The organism is Brevibacterium oceani, assembly GCF_017948325.1.
In the GTDB taxonomy this organism is placed as follows: domain Bacteria; phylum Actinomycetota; class Actinomycetes; order Actinomycetales; family Brevibacteriaceae; genus Brevibacterium; species Brevibacterium oceani.
Map to the genome: position 1 here is coordinate 1970984 of NZ_CP072846.1, position 17012 is coordinate 1987995.

Here is a 17012-nt window from a genome sequence, read left to right on the forward strand (position 1 = left end):
CCGGAAGAACGGGTCCACGACAGCACAGCACCGCCTCGGCGGACGAATGCGTGGTGACCTCAGTAGAACCGGACGGGTGGACCCGTCAGCGTCCTGAGAATGAGCGATCCACGGCTCGGCCCCATCGGGGCGGGCTGCGGATAAGCGAGGTGGTACCGCGGCAACTGTCGTCCTCGTGACAGTGACCGCAGTGACCCAGAAGGACGCTCATGACCCAGCCTCTCTATCCCAAGGTTTCGACCTCGGCCTTCGGCCTCTCCAGTTCTCCGAGCTTCCCAGCCATCGAAGACGCCGTGCTGCGCTACTGGCAGGAGGACGACACGTTCACAGCCTCGATCGACCAGCGCGATCCCGGTGAGAACGGTGAGAACGAGTTCGTCTTCTACGACGGCCCTCCCTTCGCCAACGGCCTGCCCCACTACGGTCACCTGCTCACCGGATACGTCAAGGACGTCGTTCCCCGCTTCCAGACGATGCGCGGGAAGAAGGTCGACCGCCGCTTCGGCTGGGACACCCACGGACTGCCCGCCGAACTCGAAGCCGAACGTCAGCTGGGCATCACCGACAAGTCCGAGATCGGCCGTATGGGTCTGGCCGCCTTCAACGACGCCTGCCGCTCCTCCGTTCTTCGCTACACGAAGGAATGGGAGGAATACGTCACCCGTCAGGGCCGTTGGGTCGACTTCGACAACGACTACAAGACGCTCAATGTCGAATACATGGAAAGCGTCATCTGGGCCTTCAAACAGCTCTGGGACAAGGGGCTGGTGTACGAGGGGTACCGCGTCCTGCCCTACTGCTGGAAGGACGAGACGCCGCTGTCGAACCACGAGCTGCGCATGGACGACGATGTCTACAAGATGCGTCAGGACCCGGCCGTGACGATCGGCTACAAGCTCACCGACGCCGATGAATGGGTCCTCATCTGGACGACGACTCCGTGGACCGTGCCCTCCAACCAGGCCGTGGCCGTCAACCCGGACATCCCGCTCGTCGCGGTCGTCCCCGGCGAGGACGGTGCCGAGGAGCTGCAGGGCAAGACCCTCATCCTCGCGCAGGCCCGCCTCGGCGCCTACGCTCGCGAACTCGGCGAGAACCCGCAGGTCCTGCGCACCTTCCCCGGCAGCGAACTCGTCGGCCGCTCCTACGAACCTCCGTTCGGATACTTCGAAGGCCGTCAGGATGAGTTCGGTGAGCGGATGCACACGATCCTCGCCGCGGACTTCGTCACGGTCGAGGACGGCACCGGCATCGTCCACCAGTCACCGGCCTTCGGTGAGGAGGACAAGGAGCTCACCGACTCCTACGGGATCACCGCCGCGCGACCCGTCGACGACGCAGGACGCTTCGACTCGACCGTTCCCGACTACGCCGGTGAGCAGGTCTTCGACGCGAACAAGGCGATCATCAAGGACCTGCGCAACCACACAGGACCGATGACCGGCCGCAGCGCTCTGCTCGTCCGCCACGAATCCTACGAGCACTCCTACCCGCACTGCTGGCGCTGCCGGAACCCGCTGATCTACCGTGCGGTGTCGTCCTGGTTCGTCCGCGTCACGGAGTTCAAGGACCGGATGGTCGAACTCAACGAGCAGATCAACTGGGTGCCCGACAACGTCAAGCACGGCCAGTTCGGCAAATGGCTCGAGAACGCCCGCGACTGGTCGATCTCCCGCAACCGCTTCTGGGGCTCGCCCATCCCGGTGTGGACCTCCGACGACCCGTCATACCCCCGCACCGACGTCTACGGCTCCCTGGCCGAGATCGAAGCCGACTTCGGTCGCCTCCCGCTCAATGACTCGGGCGAGGTCGACCTGCACCGCCCGTGGGTCGACGATCTCACCCGACCGAACCCGGACGACCCGACGGGCAAGTCCGTGATGCGCCGCATCCCGGAGATCTTCGACGTCTGGTTCGACTCGGGGTCGATGAGCTACGCCCAGGTGCACTATCCGTTCGAGAACTCCGAATGGTTCGACAACCACTTCCCGGCCGACTTCATCGTCGAATACGTGGGCCAGACCCGCGGCTGGTTCTACCTGCTCCACGTGCTCGCCACGGCGATCTTCGACCGCCCGGCGTTCACGAACTGCATCTCCCACGGCATCGTCCTCGGTTCCGACGGGCAGAAGATGTCGAAGTCGCTGCGCAACTACCCCGACGTCAACGAGGTGTTCAACCGCGACGGCTCGGACGCGATGCGCTGGTTCCTCATGGCCTCGTCGATCCTGCGCGGCGGCAACCTCGTCGTCACCGAACAGGGCATCCGCGACGGAGTCAGGCAGGTCGTGCTGCCCCTGTGGAACACTTGGCAGTTCTTCGCGACCTACTCGAACGCCGCCGACGGCCCCGACGGGGAGCAGTCCGGCTACCAGGCACAGACCCGGTACGACTCCACACAGGTCCTCGACCGGTACCTGCTGGCGAAGACCCACGACCTCATCGCCGAATTCGCCGAAGCGATGGAGGGCCTGGACATCTGGGCCGCCTGCGAACTCGTCCGCAGCTACCTCGACATGCTCACGAACTGGTATGTGCGCCGCTCGCGTCGCCGGTTCTGGGACGGGACAGAGGACACGCACGAATCCTTCGACGTCTTCTACACCTGCCTCGAGGCATTCTGCCGCGTCGCTGCCCCGCTGCTGCCGTTCACGATCGAAGAGATCTACCGCGGGCTGACCGGGCAGCGTTCCGTCCACCTCGCCGACTACCCCGACGCCGAGGCGTTCCCCGCCGACGCCGACCTCGTCGCGGCCATGGACCTCACCCGCGACATCTGCTCGACGGCGTCCTCGGTGCGCAAGGCCAACCAGCTGCGCGTGCGCCTGCCGCTTAACAGCCTGACCGTGGCCACGGACACCGACCTCGGTGAGGACTTCACGACGATCATCGCCGATGAGCTCAACGTCCGCACCGTCGACGTCCTCGACGTCGCCGAGGCCGAAGCCGCGGGATTCTCGCTGTCGCAGAATCTCGTCGTCAACGCCCGCGCCGCCGGACCCCGCCTGGGCAAACAGGTCCAGCAGGTCATCAAGGCCTCGAAGACAGGAGACTGGACCGTCACCGACGGCACCGTGTCCAGCGGCGGAATCGAACTCCTCGACAGTGAGTACACCCTGGAGGCCGTCGCCGAATCCGGCACCGACGGGATGGAACTCGCCGCGCTCGACTCGGGATTCCTCGCGCTCGACACCAGGGTCACCGCGGAACTCGAGGCCGAAGGCATGGCCCGGGATGCGGTGCGTGCCATCCAGGGCATCCGCAAGCAGCTCGACCTGCACATCTCCGACCGGATCTCCGTGACCATCGAAGCCACCCCCGAGGTGGCTGCGGCCCTCGAAACCCATGCCGACCTCATCGCGGGGGAGACCCTGACCACGTCACTGACGTTCGGTTCGGCCGAGGGTGCCGGGGATCTCTTCGTCCCCGAAGAGCTGCCGGCGGGAACCCGTCTGGCGGTGGCACGGTCATGAGCGAGGACGAGGCCACCCGCGCCGAACTCGCACGGGTCTACGCCCTGCTGCTGGCCCGGGCAGGAGAGACTCAGGTCGAACTGCGCCTCGACGCCACCCGTCGCGCGTGCGAGGTCCTCGGCGACATCCACACGGCGACCCCGACCATCACCGTCACGGGAACGAACGGGAAGACGTCGACGGCACGGATGCTCGACTCGCTCATCTCAGCCCACGACCTGCGGGTCGGCCGGTTCACCAGCCCCCACCTGCATTCGGTGACCGAGCGGATCTCCGTCGACGGCGCACCGGTGTCGGAAGCGACGTTCGTGCGGATCTATGACGAGATCGCGCCCTACCTCGACATCGTCGATGAGCAGCTGGAATCCGAGGGACGAGCGAAGCTCACATACTTCGAGGCCCTCACCGTCCTCGCCTTCGCGGTCTTCGCCGACGCCCCCGTCGACGTCGTCGTCACCGAGGTGGGGATGGGCGGAGCGTGGGATTCGACGAACGTCGCTGACGCTCAGGTGTGCGTGTTCACGAAGATCGGGCTCGACCACCAGGCGTTCCTCGGCGACACGATCGAGGAGATCGCCGCCACCAAGGCCGGCATCCTCGACCGCAGCGTCGATCCCTCCCCGGCACCGGCCCCGGTCGCGGTGAGCGCCGTTCAGGACGAAGCGGCACAGACCGTGCTCGACGCCGAGGCGGCCCGACGAGAGGTGCCGCTGCTGAGCGAGGACCGGGACTTCCGACTCCTCGACCGGCAGCGGGCCGTCGACGGCCAGCTCATCACGGTGCAGGGGCGTCGGGACGTCTACTCCGACCTGTTCGTGCCGCTGCACGGCATCCACCAGGCGCACAATGCCACGGTCGCGATCATCGCCGCCGAAGCATTCCTCGGCGCCGAGGACAAACCCCTCGACGCCGAAACCGTGGCCGAGGGACTCGCGCGTGTGACGTCCCCCGGTCGGGCCGAGCTCGTGCGCACCGGACCGAGCGTCGTCGTCGACGGCGCACACAACCCCGATGCTGCGCACGTGCTGGCCGACACCCTCGACGAAGCGTTCGACTTCGACTACGTCGTCATGGTCATGGCGATGCTGGGCGATAAGGACGTCGACGGGGTGCTCGAAGAGCTCCACCGCAGCGCCGACGTGTTCGTCGTCAGCGAGACGCTCAGCGCTCGTGCGCTGCCTGCGGAGGACCTCGCCGAGGCGGCCCGGGAGTGGGTCGATGAGGATTCCGTCATCGTCACCCCCGACCTCAACGCCGCCCTCATGAAGGCCATCGACCTCGCGAACTCCGTCGCTGCGACGAGCCCGGGAATCGTCGTGACCGGGTCGCTCTACACCGTCGCCGAAGCCCGCCTGCTCCTGGGCACGGAAGAGGACCAGTGAAGTCGAAATATCCTGTCCTGTGCGGATCGATCCTCATCTGCGAACTCTTCGTCGTCTATTTCGCGGTGCTCACGGCCTTCGGGCTGCAGGTGAAATCAGCGCAGACTCTCACCCTCGGCCAGCTGCTCATCGGGGCCTCGGTCATCGCGGTGCTCGCGATCGTCGGCGTGGCCATGCTGCCTCGTCGCATCGGTCAGCGACGGCCGGGCGTGGTCATCGGCTGGATCGTGCAGGTACTGCTGCTGGCCTCGGGCTTCGTCGTCACATCGATGTTCTTCGTCGCCGCCCTCTTCATCGCCCTGTGGGCGGTGGCGGTGTACTGGTCGGCGCGGATCGACCGCGAGGTCGCCGCACGCGAATGATGCATGCCCACACCCGGTCAGAGCCGCCTCGGCGCCCGGGTAAACTGTGGACCGACGTCCACTCGAACTTGGAAGGACCGGAATGGAACGCACTCTCATTCTCATCAAGCCCGACGGGGTCGCCCGCGGACTCGTCGGGCAGATCGTCGCCCGCATCGAGGCCAAGGGCTACCGGATCGACGCGCTGAATCTGCGCACGGCCACGGCCGAGGAGCTGGCCGCCCACTACGCCGAACACGAAGGCAAGCCGTTCTACCAGCCCTTGGTCGACTTCATGTCGGAAGGCCCGATCGTCTCCATCATCGCCTCGGGACAGGGAATCATCCCCGGGTTCCGCTCGCTCGCCGGTGCCACCGACCCGACGTCCGCGGCACCCGGCACGATCCGCGGCGACCTCGGCCGTGACTGGGGAGAGAAGGTGCAGAAGAATCTCGTCCACGGTTCCGACTCCGTAGAGTCCGCCGAACGGGAGATCGGGATCTGGTACCCCGCCTGAGACGAGCCGAGGCATGCGGCTCAGACGCAGTCGGAGCGCTTTCGCCTCAGACAGGCCGGAATGCAGAAGGGTGCCCCACCACGCGGTGGGGCGCCCTTCTGCACGTCTGCAGATCTGCACGTCGTGATGCCGGTCCGGCCCGGGTCTCCAGCTGCGGACCGGCCCAGACCTCAGAACAGGGTGGTGAAGAACGCCCAGAACTGGACGACGATGCACGCGAAGATGATGAGCATCCACAGCACCGACAGCGCGACGTTCTCCTTGGCCAGCACGCGCACGATCGGACTCTGCGTGACCCGCTGGCCGAACCGCCCGGCGAGCACGTTGTGCCCGGTGACCGCGACGAACATCGGAATCGTCATCGTCCACACGATGATGCACCAGGGGCAGCCGACGCCGATCTTGTAGATCGAGGTGTAGAAGAGGAACATCACGAGGACCACGCCGAGGGCCAGTCCGATATTCAGCCCGATCATCACCCATCCAGGAAGCTTCGTCCCGGCGAGGATGAGGACCCCGAGCAGGAGCGGGAAGACGAAGGCGGCGATGCCGAGCAGCTGATTCGGGAAGCCGAACAGCTCCGACTCCGGATGCTCCATGACCGAACCGCACGAGAAGAACGGGTTGAGGTCGCAGGAGAGGACGACGTCGGGATGAGCGAGTTTGTCGTACTTCTCCGCCGAGAGCGAGAACGACGCGAGGAAGCCGATCACGGAGGCGATGATGAGGAAGATCCCGAAGGGAGCGCGTCTGAGCACCCACGCCGAGGCGGCCGGTTCGGTGTCGACGTCGGCGGAGAGAGTCTGTTCACTGTTCACCCCTCAAGAATGCCTGCCCACGACCTGAGCGGCAAACCCCGTGCCGACGAAACCTCAGCGGAAGCGGACATGTGTGACATAATGGCATGACGGATACCTGTTCCCACACCGAACGGGAGAAGTGCCTCCACCGAGTCGAGGGTATGACCTCGTAGGTCGACAACAAGATGAGGCAGCACCGAAGGCCTACGCGCAGAGCGCGAGCCGGACGTGCCATCCACAAGTTTCGGTCCGCCCGAGGACCATGCAAGGATCCGAAGATCCGTACGGTGTGGACGGAGTCTTCGGACTGGGAGTAACGATGAACGATACGTCGAACGACGGCACAGAGTCGACAGATCCGACCGAAGGCATCCTCGCCGATCTGGCGAATCTGCAGCAGTCGGTCAGTGACAAGGGCAGCGACCATGAGGACGTCAACGACAATGTGCGTGCGCGTCTCGACGACATCGCCGAGGCGGCCGAATCGCTGCGTACCGGCGATGCCGACGATGACGACGATTACGATGACGAACCGGATGAGCCGACCCCGCGCAGCAGGGGCCCGAAACCCGCCCGCGACGCCGTCGCCAACCGCGGACTCGTCTTCGAATCCTTCGTCCGCGGAGAATCGGAGAACGATGAGGCCGATGCGGACGAGGACGACGAGAGCGGTGACGAAGCCGACGACTCGGCGGCAGGACAGACCTCGGTGAGCTTCGATCCGCGCAATCCCTTCGCGGCGCCCCCAGCCGCACCCGCCGCAGCCGCGCCGACGGAACCGCGGGCGACCCCGTCGGTGCCCCCGGCCGGCGGTCTGATCTTCCAGGTTCCGAAGGCCGAACACGCCGAGGTCGTGCAGATCGATGACGAGTCCGACGACGACTGGGATGACTCCGAGGACACCGACGACACCGCGACCGATCGGCGGGACGATCAGGACGACGACGAGAGCTCGAACGGTCCGCGTCGCCGCCGTGGAGGGCGCGGACGCCGATCGCGCAGCCGTGATGACTCCAACGACGGTGCGGACGGTCAGTCCGAGGACTCTTCGGAGGAATCCCAGGACGATGACGACTCTCAGAAGGAGGGATCGCGTTCCTCCCGACGGGGTTCACGCTCGAATTCGCGCGGCTCGAAGCACAAGTCGGACTCTGATTCCGACTCGCAGGATACTCATTCCAAAGCGGAGAACGAGAAGTCCGAACAGTCCAAGAATGACGAACCGCAGTCCGATGACGGTGATGATGACGATGACTCCGACGGCGGATCGCGTCGTCGCCGCCGTCGTCGGTCCCGCACTCGTGGAACCGATCGTGACGAGGTCACCTCGCTGAAGGGCTCGACGCGTCTGGAGGCCAAGCGCCAGCGTCGCAAGGAAGGCCGTGAGGCCGGTCGCCGTCGCCCCATCATCACCGAGGCGGAATTCCTCGCTCGCCGGGAATCCGTCGAACGCACGATGCTCGTGCGCGAAAGCGGCGACCAGACCCAGCTCGTCGTCGTCGAGGATGGCATCGCCGTCGAGCACTACCTCAAGGAGAACCGCCAGCAGTCCTCCCTCATCGGCAACGTGTACCTGGGCAAGGTCCAGAACGTGCTGCCGAGCATGGAGGCGGCCTTCATCGACATCGGCAAGGGGCGCAACGCCGTGCTCTATGCCGGTGAGGTCAACTGGGACGCCCTCGGGATGGACGGCAAGGCCCGCCGCATCGAAACCGCTCTGAGCCCCGGCGACTCGGTTCTCGTCCAGGTGACGAAGGATCCGATCGGGCACAAGGGTGCGCGCCTGACCAGCCAGATCTCACTGCCGGGACGGTTCCTCGTCTATGTTCCCGGCAACTCCATGACCGGAATCTCCCGCAAGCTTCCTGACAACGAACGGGCACGGCTGAAGAAGCTGCTCAAGGAACTCGTCGGAGATTCGAACGGCGTCATCGTGCGCACCGCCGCCGAAGGCGCAGCGGACACCGACCTCTCGCGCGACGTCGAACGCCTCGCCAAGCGCTGGGAGACGATCGAGAAGAAGTCGAAGTCGACGAAGGTGCTCGCCCCTCAGCTGCTCTACAGCGAGCCGGACATGATCGTGCGCATCATCCGCGACGTATTCAACGAGGACTTCAACTCGCTCGTCATCGACGGCGACGGAGCCTGGAACACCATCCACGAATACGTCGAATCCGTGGCACCGGACCTACTGGACCGAGTCCACAGCTACAACGAGGACGAGGACATCTTCGATCACTACCGCATCGAAGAGCAGATCCAGAAGGCCCTGCAGCGCACGGTCAACCTGCCCTCGGGCGGTTCGCTCGTCATCGACCGAACCGAAGCGATGACCGTCGTCGACGTCAACACCGGTAAGTTCACCGGTTCCGGGGGCAACCTCGAAGAGACCGTGACCCGCAACAATCTCGAAGCGGCCGAAGAGGTCATCCGTCAGGTTCGTCTGCGCGACATCGGCGGCATCATCGTCGTCGACTTCATCGATATGGTGCTCGAGTCGAACCGTGACCTCGTGGTGCGCCGCCTCGTCGAATGCCTGGGCCGTGACCGGACGAAGCATCAGGTCGCAGAGGTGACCTCGCTGGGACTCGTGCAGATGACGCGCAAGCGCATCGGCACCGGCCTGGCCGAGTCGATGGTCAGTGCGGGCGCCGACCTCAGCGGTCGCGGACTGCTGCTGCCCGGCTCCGAAGAGGAAGGCTCGAAGTCCCACCGCGGAAACCGTTCGTCGAACAACGACAGCCGTCGGGATCGGAAGCGCCGCGGCGAATCCGGATCGAAGTCGAAGCAGAACGAAGCCGAATCGCATGAGGACTCCGTGTCCTCGGACGCGTCACGATCAGCTGTCGCAGCGATCGCGAAGGCCACCCTGAAGAAGGACGAATCCGACAGCGGAAACGGTGAAGAGAAGCCGGACGCCGAAGCCAACGGCAAGAGTCGTTCGCGTTCGCGCAGCGGTCGTCGTCGTTCGAACTCCCGGAACTCGGAGACCGCATCGGAAACCGAGACCAGCAGTGCCTCCGAAACGAATGCCGGCACCGAGGCGAAGGCCGTCGACAGCGATAAGGCCGCGACGGACGACCAGGCTCGCGCCGAAGCGAAGGTCCGAACCGACCACAGGTCCGGAAGCAGCGACAGCGAGTCCGAGACCGCAGCGAAGCAGGCCCCTGAGGAGCCTAAGGACCTGCCGCTGATGATCGGCGCGGACACCGCGACGAGGGTTGCCGCCGCCGCTCCGGTGAAGCGGGCTCCGGCCAGGAAGCCGAGTGATGCGTCGAAGCAGAGAGCCGAACCCCAACAGGAGCAGCTGCCCACCTCGTTCGTCATCATCGGCGAAGACTGAGTCCGATCCCACCCGGGCCCGGGACTGAGCCAGAGAGCTGAAACCCGGCGCCTGGCCGATGACAGAGCAGCGCCCCGCGACGGAACTTCCGTCGCGGGGCGCTGCTCTGCTGCTCAGCCGGCCGACTGCTGATTGCGTGTGGTGCTGATCGTCGGCTGTGCCGCCTGATCTCCGCAGAGGACGATCATAAGGTTCGACACGAGATCGCTGCGCTCGGCCTGACCGAGCCTGACGATCTGTCGGCCCTCGATCTCTTCGATGGCGGTCTCGACCATTCCCACAGCTCCTTCGACGATGAGCTGCCGAGCCGCGACCACCGCCGTGGCCTGCTGCCGCTGGAGCATTGCCCGGGCGATCTCGGGCGCATAGGCCAACTGTGTGATGCGAGATTCGATGATCGTCACCCCCGCGGCCATCACGCGCGCGGCCACTTCATCGGAGAGTCGGGACGTGATCTCATCGGCGTTGTCGCGCAGGGACATCCGACGGGGGTCCGAAGAGTCGTAGGCGTAGGAGTTCGCAATGTGCCGGACTGCTGTCTCTGCCTGGATGGCGACGAACTCCTCGAAGTCGTCGACCTCGAACATCGCCTGTGCGGTGTCCTTGACCTGCCAGACGACGACGGCGCCGATCTCGATCGGATTGCCGTCGAGGTCGTTGACCTTGAGTGTCGACGTCTCGTGGTTGCGGATGCGGGTCGAGACCTGGTCCTTCGTATAGAAGGGGTTGACGAAGCGCAGGCCCGACTGTCTGACCGTGCCGACATACTTGCCGTAGAGCTGGAGCACGACGGCATGACCGGGTGCCACCGAGGTGCATCCCTTGAACAGGAACATCGACGCGACGAAGCTGAAGACCCCGAGCACAATGAGGATGACTCCGAGCGCGGCCTGCGCAAATGTCAGCACGAAGCCGACGACGCCGAGGAGCACAGCCAGAAGAAGCAGCGCGATGGCGCCGATGATCGCAAAGTAGCCGGAGACGCCGCCTGCCGGCTTCTCCCGCACGCGTTCACCGTCGGCAGAGACGATGCGCGGAGGAGCAGATCCGTGCGGTCCCGGCGCCGAGGTGGGGCCGGGCTGGGCCGATCGACGGGGGCCGCTGCTGTTCGGGCGCTGCGGATCGGCACCCGGCTGTCCGACCGTGCCCTGAGATCCCCCGGGATGCGTCTGACCGCCGCCAGGGGGTCCGTACGCATGAGGCGAGTTCGCGGATGTCGAGGAACCGGCGTGAGAGCCCTGCGACCCGAAGTGACCGTTGGGATTCGACACAGGTTCGGCGCCCGGATACGCGGCGGGCTGGGCATGGCCGTCCTGTGAGTGCGGGGTCTGGTTCACGGCTGAAGCAGGGCCGGGATTCTGGGGCTGATTCGGCGGTGGACCGTGTTGCTGCGGGTTCTGAGTCATGGTCTCAGTCTAGGCCACGGAATGAGACGCGGGTCTCAAAGTCGGCGGATCGGCAGGCTTGGATAACGGTTCCATAACTGAACCGACGTGTTTTCACAGATCGCTTGAATGTGACATAGATCTCAGGGAGTTTAACTGACCATGAACACCTTAGAATTCATAGCAGAGCCGGTCTCGCCGGTCGACGATGCCATCAACTCCTGGTTCGACCCGATCGCGACGTGGTTCGGCAACATCATCTTCTTCCCGATCACCCTCGGGAGCATTTCATTTCCCTTCGTCGTTCTGTGGCTGATCTTCGCGGCCGCGGTCTTCACGGTCTACTTCGGGTTCATCCAGGCCCGCGGAGCGAAGCTGTCGCTGGAGATCATCCGCGGCAGGTTCTCCTCGAAGTCCGATCCGGGTGAGGTCACCCACTTCCAGGCTCTCGCTTCCGCCCTGTCGGGAACGGTCGGCCTGGGCAATATCGCCGGTGTCGGTGTGGCCATCGCACTCGGTGGACCCGGCGCGACATTCTGGATGATCGTGGCCGGCCTGCTCGGCATGTGCACGAAGTTCGTCGAATGCACCCTCGGGGTGAAGTACCGCGAGATCGACGAGAACGGAGTCGTCCACGGCGGTCCGTTCAAGTACCTGCCGGTCGCTTTCCGCCGCTTCTCGAAGCCCGTGGCCACCGTCCTCACCGGTCTCTTCGCGGTCGCCATCCTCGTCTTCGGCGTCGTCGGCGGCGGTATGTTCCAGGCCAACCAGACCTTCGCACAGGTGCGCACCGCAACCGGCGGCGATGACGGATTCCTCGCCGGACCCTTCGCCTCGCTCGTCTTCGGCATCATCTTCGCAGCCCTCGTCGCCTTGGTCATCCTCGGAGGCATCCGTTCGATTGCGAAGGTCACCGACAAGCTAGTTCCGGGCATGGCGATCTTCTACGTCGTCTCCTGCCTGCTCGTCCTCGGCCTCAACTTCTCGAACATCCCGAATGCGATCTCCGAGATCTTCGTCGGCGCCTTCAATCCGCAGGGCATCGCCGGCGGCATCGTCGGCGTGATGATCATCGGGTTCCAGCGCTCGGCGTTCTCCAACGAAGCGGGCATCGGCTCCGCACCGATCGCGCACTCCGCGGTCAAGACGCGCCGCCCGATCTCCGAGGGCTTCGTCGCCCTCCTCGAGCCCTTCATCGACACCGTCATCGTCTGTACGATGACCGCGTTGACCATCATCGTCGCGAACCAGGCCTCGTACCGGGAGGACTTGGGCGCCGGAGAGATCGGGGGAGTGGCGCTGGCGTCCGACGCCTTCTCCACCGTGGCTTCCTGGTACCCCATCCTGCTGGCGATCGCTGTTGCGCTCTTCGCCTTCTCCACCCTGATCACCTGGGCCTACTACGGGGAGCAGGCGTGGAGCTACCTGTTCGGCGGGGCCAAGGCGAGCGTGACGGTCTTCCGCACCCTCGTCTGCCTGTTCGTCGTCGTCGGCTGTGTGGCCACTTTCTCGAAGGTCGTCGAGTTCGCCGATGCTGCACTGTTCATGTGCGCCTTCATCAACATCCTCGGCCTCTACCTGCTCATGCCGGTCGTGAAGAAGGAGATGAAGAAGTACCTGGCCGACCGCAAGGCCGGTATCCTCAACGACCCCGAGACGAAGGATGCGGTGCCCGTCGAAGAACCGGCCTGAGTCCGGTCGTCGGCCGATCCCGACGGTTCTCAATGGTGCGCCGCAGTCCCGATGAGACTGCGGCGCACCGCCGTGTCCGTCATCGTTAGAATGAGACCGTGGACTCCAAAACTGACGACAAGACACGTGCCCAGCAGCGCCTGCTGGAGCTTCGCGACAGCATCGACAACATCGATGCCAGCCTCATCCACCTCCTCGCCGAGAGGTTCAAGCTCACCGAGAAGGTCGGCGAGCTCAAGGCCGACCATGGTCTGCCGCCTGCCGACGAATCACGAGAAGCCCGTCAGGTCGCTCGCCTGCGGGTGCTGGCCGAGGAATCACACCTCGACCCCGAATTCGCGGAGAAATTCCTCGCCTTCACCGTCGCCGAGGTCATTCGCCGCCATGAACGCATCGCTGAATCACGGGAACGCTGATCTCCATCCTGGTCCCCTGATCTGCCGAGGGCGGGCGCAGCATGAGAGTTGCCTCACAGTCATCGGTTCCGGGAGTGCCGGAGTGCCTGCGGGTTTGCCGTTCGCCTGCGGCTTCGACTAATATTGAGCGTCGGTGCGCATGTCGCATCACGGCTGGTGATTCCTCTCAATGGGACGCTGGCGAGGGAGACCTCGCTGCGGCCAAGGGATAACCGCTGTTCGTCTGAGTTTCAACAGGAAGAGAGTTCGACCATGGTCTATGCCATCGTCCGTGCCGGAGGCCACCAGGAAAAGGTGAGCGTCGGCGACATCATCACAGTCAACCGCATGAAGGCGAAGGCTGGAGACAGCGTCGAACTCGATGCCGTGCTTCTCGTCGACGGTGAGACGGTCACGACCGACGCCGACGCTCTGTCGAAGGTCTCGGTCACCGCTGAGGTCGCCGGTGAGCTCCGCGGTCCCAAGATTGTGATCCAGAAGTACAAGAACAAGACCGGGTACAAGAAGCGTCAGGGCCACCGCCAGGACCTCACCCGCCTGAAGATCACGAACATCAAGTAAGAGGAGACTTCTCACATGTCAAGCAAAAAGGGAGTCAGCTCGACCCGCAACGGTCGCGACTCGAACCCACAGTACCTCGGCGTGAAGCGCTTCGGCGGTCAGGTCGTCAAGGCCGGCGAGATCATCGTCCGCCAGCGCGGAACCAAGTTCCACCCGGGAGCCAATGTCGGTCGCGGCGGAGACGATACCCTCTTCGCTCTGACCGCTGGCGCCGTGGAGTTCGGCAAGCGCAACGGTCGCAAGATCGTCAACATCGTCGGAGCCTGATCCTCAGCGGGATCTGACCGATCGCATTATGATTTCTCCCCTCACGGGGACCATGAAGGGTGAGTCACGAGACTCACCCTTCATCTGATATAAGGACACTATGGCCACCGAGTTCGTAGACCGCGTCACCGTTCACCTCGCCGCCGGCGACGGTGGGAACGGCTGTGCCTCGATCAGACGCGAGAAGTTCAAACCGCTCGGCGGACCCGACGGTGCAGACGGCGGCAACGGCGGAAACATCATCTTCCGCGTCGATCGGCAGACCACCACCCTGCTGCCCCTGCACCACCGCCCGCATCTGCGTGCCGACGGCGGCGGAATCGGCAAGGGCGACCTGCGCCACGGGGCCGACGGGCAGAACCTCGTCGTCCCCGTGCCCGAGGGGACCGTCGTCAAGACACTCGACGGTTCGGTCGTCGCCGATCTCGTCGAAGACGGCACCGAACTCACTGCAGCCGCCGGAGGCCGCGGTGGTCTCGGCAATGCCGCGCTGGCCTCGACGAAGCGCAAGGCGCCCGGCTTCGCCCTGCTCGGCGAGCCCGGGGAGAGCCTCAGCCTCGTCCTCGAGCTCAAGACGATCGCCGACATCGCACTCGTCGGCTACCCGTCGGCAGGAAAGTCGAGTCTCATCGCCGCGCTCTCGGCCGCGAAGCCGAAGATCGCCGACTACCCCTTCACCACCCTTGTGCCCAACCTCGGCGTCGTGCAGGCAGGGGATACCCGCTACACCGTCGCCGACGTGCCCGGTCTCATCCCCGGGGCGTCGGAAGGCAAGGGGCTGGGCCTGGAATTCCTCCGTCACGTCGAACGATGCGCGGGACTCGTCCACGTCATCGACATGGCCACGTGGGAACCCGGTCGCGATCCCGTGTCCGATCTCGCGATCATCGAATCCGAACTCGCCGCCTATGCCGTCGACCTCGACGATGGCAGCGGACTGCTGCCGCTCTCGGAGCGGCCGAAGCTGGTGGCGCTGAACAAGGTCGACATCCCTGACGGACGCGACCTCGCCGACATCGTCCGCCCCGACCTCGAAGCGGCAGGCTACCGCGTCTTCGAGATCTCCGCGGTCAGTCACTCCGGCCTGCGCGAACTCTCCTTCGCCATGGCCGAACTCGTGCTCGCCGAACGTGCTCGACGGGAAGCAGTCGAAGCGACACCGCAGCGTGTGGTCCTCCGCCCGAAGGCCGTCGACGACCGCGGCTTCGAGGTCCGTGCCGAACGTGACGCCGAGGGCCCGGTGTTCCGCGTGCTCGGCGACAAGCCGGCCCGCTGGGTGCGTCAGACCGACTTCGGCAACGACGAAGCCGTCGGGTACCTCGCCGACCGCCTCGACCACCTCGGTGTCGAAGAGGCGCTGTTCAAGGCCGGCGCAAAACCGGGCGACACGATCGTCATCGGCGGTGACGACGGAGTGGTCTTCGACTGGGACCCGACGACCGTCGGGGGTGCCGAGCTGCTGGGATCCCGCGGGTCCGACACCCGGCTCGAAGAAGAGGCCCGCGCCACCCGCAAGGAGCGCAAGGCTGCCTACCACGAGCGGATGGACGCGAAGGCCGCGGTGCGTGCCGAGTTCGAGAAGGAACGGCTGGCCGAACGCGGACAGCGCGAAAGCCGATCGGCGTCCGAGACCGAATCCGAGGCTGCGGCCCGGACCGACGAGGCGTGAGCGCCGCAGACGGCGGACACGGCTCCGCGCAGCGTGCCCGTGCGGATATCGCCGCGGCCCGCCGTATCGTCGTCAAGGTCGGCTCGTCCTCGCTGACGACCATCGACGGCGGGCTGGACGAAGCCAAGCTCATCGCGCTCACCGACGTCATCGGCGCCCACCGCGCGGCCGGCCATGAGGTCATCCTCGTCTCCTCGGGCGCGATCGCGGCAGGTCTCGAACCCATGGGCCTCAGCCGACGCCCCCGAGACCTCGCCACGCAGCAGGCGGCGGCCGGTGTCGGGCAGGGACTGCTCATGGCCGCCTACACCCGGGCCCTCGGCCGCTACGACCTCGTCCCCGGCCAGGTGCTGCTGAGCGCCGACGACCTGATCCGGCGCACCCAGTACAAGAACGCCCAGCGCGCCATCGACAAGCTTCTGGCCCTGGGCACGCTTCCCATCGTCAACGAGAACGACGCCGTGGCCACCGAGGAGATCCGGTTCGGCGACAACGATCGTCTCGCGGCTCTCGTCGCCCACCTGTCCCACGCCGACGCCCTGATCCTCCTCTCCGACGTCTACGCCCTCTATTCGGGACCACCCGACCGTCCCGACTCACGACTCATCGGCCGGGTGCACGGTCTCGACGATCTCACCGACATCGCGATCGGCGGAGTCGGCACCGCGGGGACGGGAACCGGCGGGATGGCCACGAAGGTCGATGCGGCGATCATGGTCGCCGACTCAGGGATCCCCGCCGTGCTGACCTCGGCACCGCACGCCGCCTCGGCGCTGGCAGGGGACGAGGTCGGGACCTACTTCGCGGTCACCCACCGTCGCCGCGGCACGCGGCTGCTGTGGCTGCGCCACCTGGCACGGACGTTCGGGTCTGTGACCATCGACAGGGGCGCCGAACAGGCTGTGTGCTCCCGGGGAACCTCGCTGCTGGCAGCGGGAGTGACCGGAGCCGACGGCGACTTCGAAGCGGGAGATCCGGTCGAGATCCACAATCTCGACGGCGATGTCATCGCGCGCGGAATGACCAACTTCTCCTCGGACGAGCTGCCGAGCATGTTCGGAGCCACGACAGAGGAACTTGGCACCCGTCTGGGAAGTGACTACCGTAAAGAGGTCATCCATCGAAACGATCTCGTTCTCACACATGTGAGCGGGGGGAGATAGCCC

General features: G+C 65.5%; 13 protein-coding genes. 11 read left to right on the plus strand and 2 right to left on the minus strand.

The features are described 5' to 3' along the window. The first annotated feature begins 209 nt into the window (after positions 1–209). The 4 genes from ileS to ndk all read left to right on the plus strand — a co-directional run bounded on the left by ileS (position 210) and on the right by ndk (position 5713). Entirely contained in the window at positions 210–3473 is a 3264-nt protein-coding gene (gene ileS, locus J9314_RS08675; protein WP_210605337.1) for an isoleucine--tRNA ligase, read from the plus strand. After that, the gene (locus J9314_RS08680) at positions 3470–4855 is read left to right on the plus strand and encodes a bifunctional folylpolyglutamate synthase/dihydrofolate synthase (RefSeq protein ID WP_210605338.1); all 1386 of its coding nucleotides are present in this window, start codon (positions 3470–3472) and stop codon (positions 4853–4855) included. Before ileS ends, J9314_RS08680 begins: the two co-directional genes overlap by 4 nt. Continuing rightward, a complete protein-coding gene (locus J9314_RS08685) occupies positions 4852–5217 on the plus strand; it encodes a DUF4233 domain-containing protein (RefSeq protein ID WP_181275286.1) in 366 nt (121 codons plus the stop codon). Before J9314_RS08680 ends, J9314_RS08685 begins: the two co-directional genes overlap by 4 nt. 82 nt (positions 5218–5299) lie before the next feature. Further along, positions 5300–5713, plus strand: a complete 414-nt coding sequence (gene ndk, locus J9314_RS08690) for a nucleoside-diphosphate kinase (RefSeq protein WP_210605339.1) — start codon at positions 5300–5302, stop codon at positions 5711–5713. A 170-nt stretch (positions 5714–5883) separates the two neighbouring features. Here ndk and J9314_RS08695 read toward each other — a convergent pair whose 3' ends face one another. Further along, positions 5884–6531, minus strand: coding sequence for a vitamin K epoxide reductase family protein (locus J9314_RS08695; protein WP_210605340.1), 648 nt, complete (start codon positions 6529–6531; stop codon positions 5884–5886). A 301-nt stretch (positions 6532–6832) separates the two neighbouring features. On the opposite strand from J9314_RS08695, the gene J9314_RS08700 reads away from it, so the two are divergent. Continuing rightward, positions 6833–9856 (plus strand): Rne/Rng family ribonuclease, encoded by a 3024-nt coding sequence (locus tag J9314_RS08700; protein ID WP_246490696.1) that lies wholly within the window; start codon positions 6833–6835, stop codon positions 9854–9856. 113 nt (positions 9857–9969) lie between these two features. On the opposite strand, the gene J9314_RS08705 is transcribed toward J9314_RS08700, so the two are convergent. After that, a complete protein-coding gene (locus J9314_RS08705; RefSeq protein WP_246490697.1) occupies positions 9970–11262 on the minus strand; it encodes an SPFH domain-containing protein in 1293 nt (430 codons plus the stop codon). A gap of 141 nt (positions 11263–11403) precedes the next feature. Here J9314_RS08705 and J9314_RS08710 point away from each other — a divergent pair, with 141 nt between their 5' ends. The 6 genes from J9314_RS08710 (at position 11404) to proB (ending at position 17009) form a co-directional block, all read left to right on the plus strand. Then, positions 11404–12933: an alanine/glycine:cation symporter family protein gene (locus tag J9314_RS08710; protein ID WP_210605342.1), complete on the plus strand. Its 1530-nt coding sequence runs from the start codon at positions 11404–11406 to the stop codon at positions 12931–12933. 98 nt (positions 12934–13031) lie between these two features. Continuing rightward, entirely contained in the window at positions 13032–13349 is a 318-nt protein-coding gene (locus J9314_RS08715; RefSeq protein WP_181275281.1) for a chorismate mutase, read from the plus strand. 252 nt (positions 13350–13601) lie between these two features. After that, complete coding sequence (gene rplU, locus J9314_RS08720; protein WP_166971486.1) at positions 13602–13910, plus strand: 50S ribosomal protein L21; 309 nt, start codon at positions 13602–13604, stop codon at positions 13908–13910. A 15-nt stretch (positions 13911–13925) separates the two neighbouring features. After that, a complete protein-coding gene (gene rpmA / locus J9314_RS08725) occupies positions 13926–14177 on the plus strand; it encodes a 50S ribosomal protein L27 (RefSeq protein ID WP_166971488.1) in 252 nt (83 codons plus the stop codon). A gap of 100 nt (positions 14178–14277) precedes the next feature. Continuing rightward, entirely contained in the window at positions 14278–15846 is a 1569-nt protein-coding gene (gene obgE, locus J9314_RS08730) for a GTPase ObgE (protein ID WP_181275280.1), read from the plus strand. Further along, complete coding sequence (gene proB / locus J9314_RS08735) at positions 15843–17009, plus strand: glutamate 5-kinase (protein ID WP_210605343.1); 1167 nt, start codon at positions 15843–15845, stop codon at positions 17007–17009. Before obgE ends, proB begins: the two co-directional genes overlap by 4 nt. Positions 17010–17012: the final 3 nt, after the last annotated feature.

Coding starts and splice junctions, on each gene's coding strand:
- J9314_RS08680 (WP_210605338.1), top strand. CDS start 3,470: ATGAGCGAGGACGAGGCCACCCGCGCCGAACTCGCACGGGTCTACGCC.
- J9314_RS08710 (WP_210605342.1), top strand. CDS start 11,404: ATGAACACCTTAGAATTCATAGCAGAGCCGGTCTCGCCGGTCGACGAT.
- rpmA (WP_166971488.1), top strand. CDS start 13,926: ATGTCAAGCAAAAAGGGAGTCAGCTCGACCCGCAACGGTCGCGACTCG.
- ileS (WP_210605337.1), top strand. CDS start 210: ATGACCCAGCCTCTCTATCCCAAGGTTTCGACCTCGGCCTTCGGCCTC.
- obgE (WP_181275280.1), top strand. CDS start 14,278: ATGGCCACCGAGTTCGTAGACCGCGTCACCGTTCACCTCGCCGCCGGC.
- ndk (WP_210605339.1), top strand. CDS start 5,300: ATGGAACGCACTCTCATTCTCATCAAGCCCGACGGGGTCGCCCGCGGA.
- rplU (WP_166971486.1), top strand. CDS start 13,602: ATGGTCTATGCCATCGTCCGTGCCGGAGGCCACCAGGAAAAGGTGAGC.
- J9314_RS08705 (WP_246490697.1), bottom strand. CDS start 11,262: ATGACTCAGAACCCGCAGCAACACGGTCCACCGCCGAATCAGCCCCAG.
- J9314_RS08700 (WP_246490696.1), top strand. CDS start 6,833: ATGAACGATACGTCGAACGACGGCACAGAGTCGACAGATCCGACCGAA.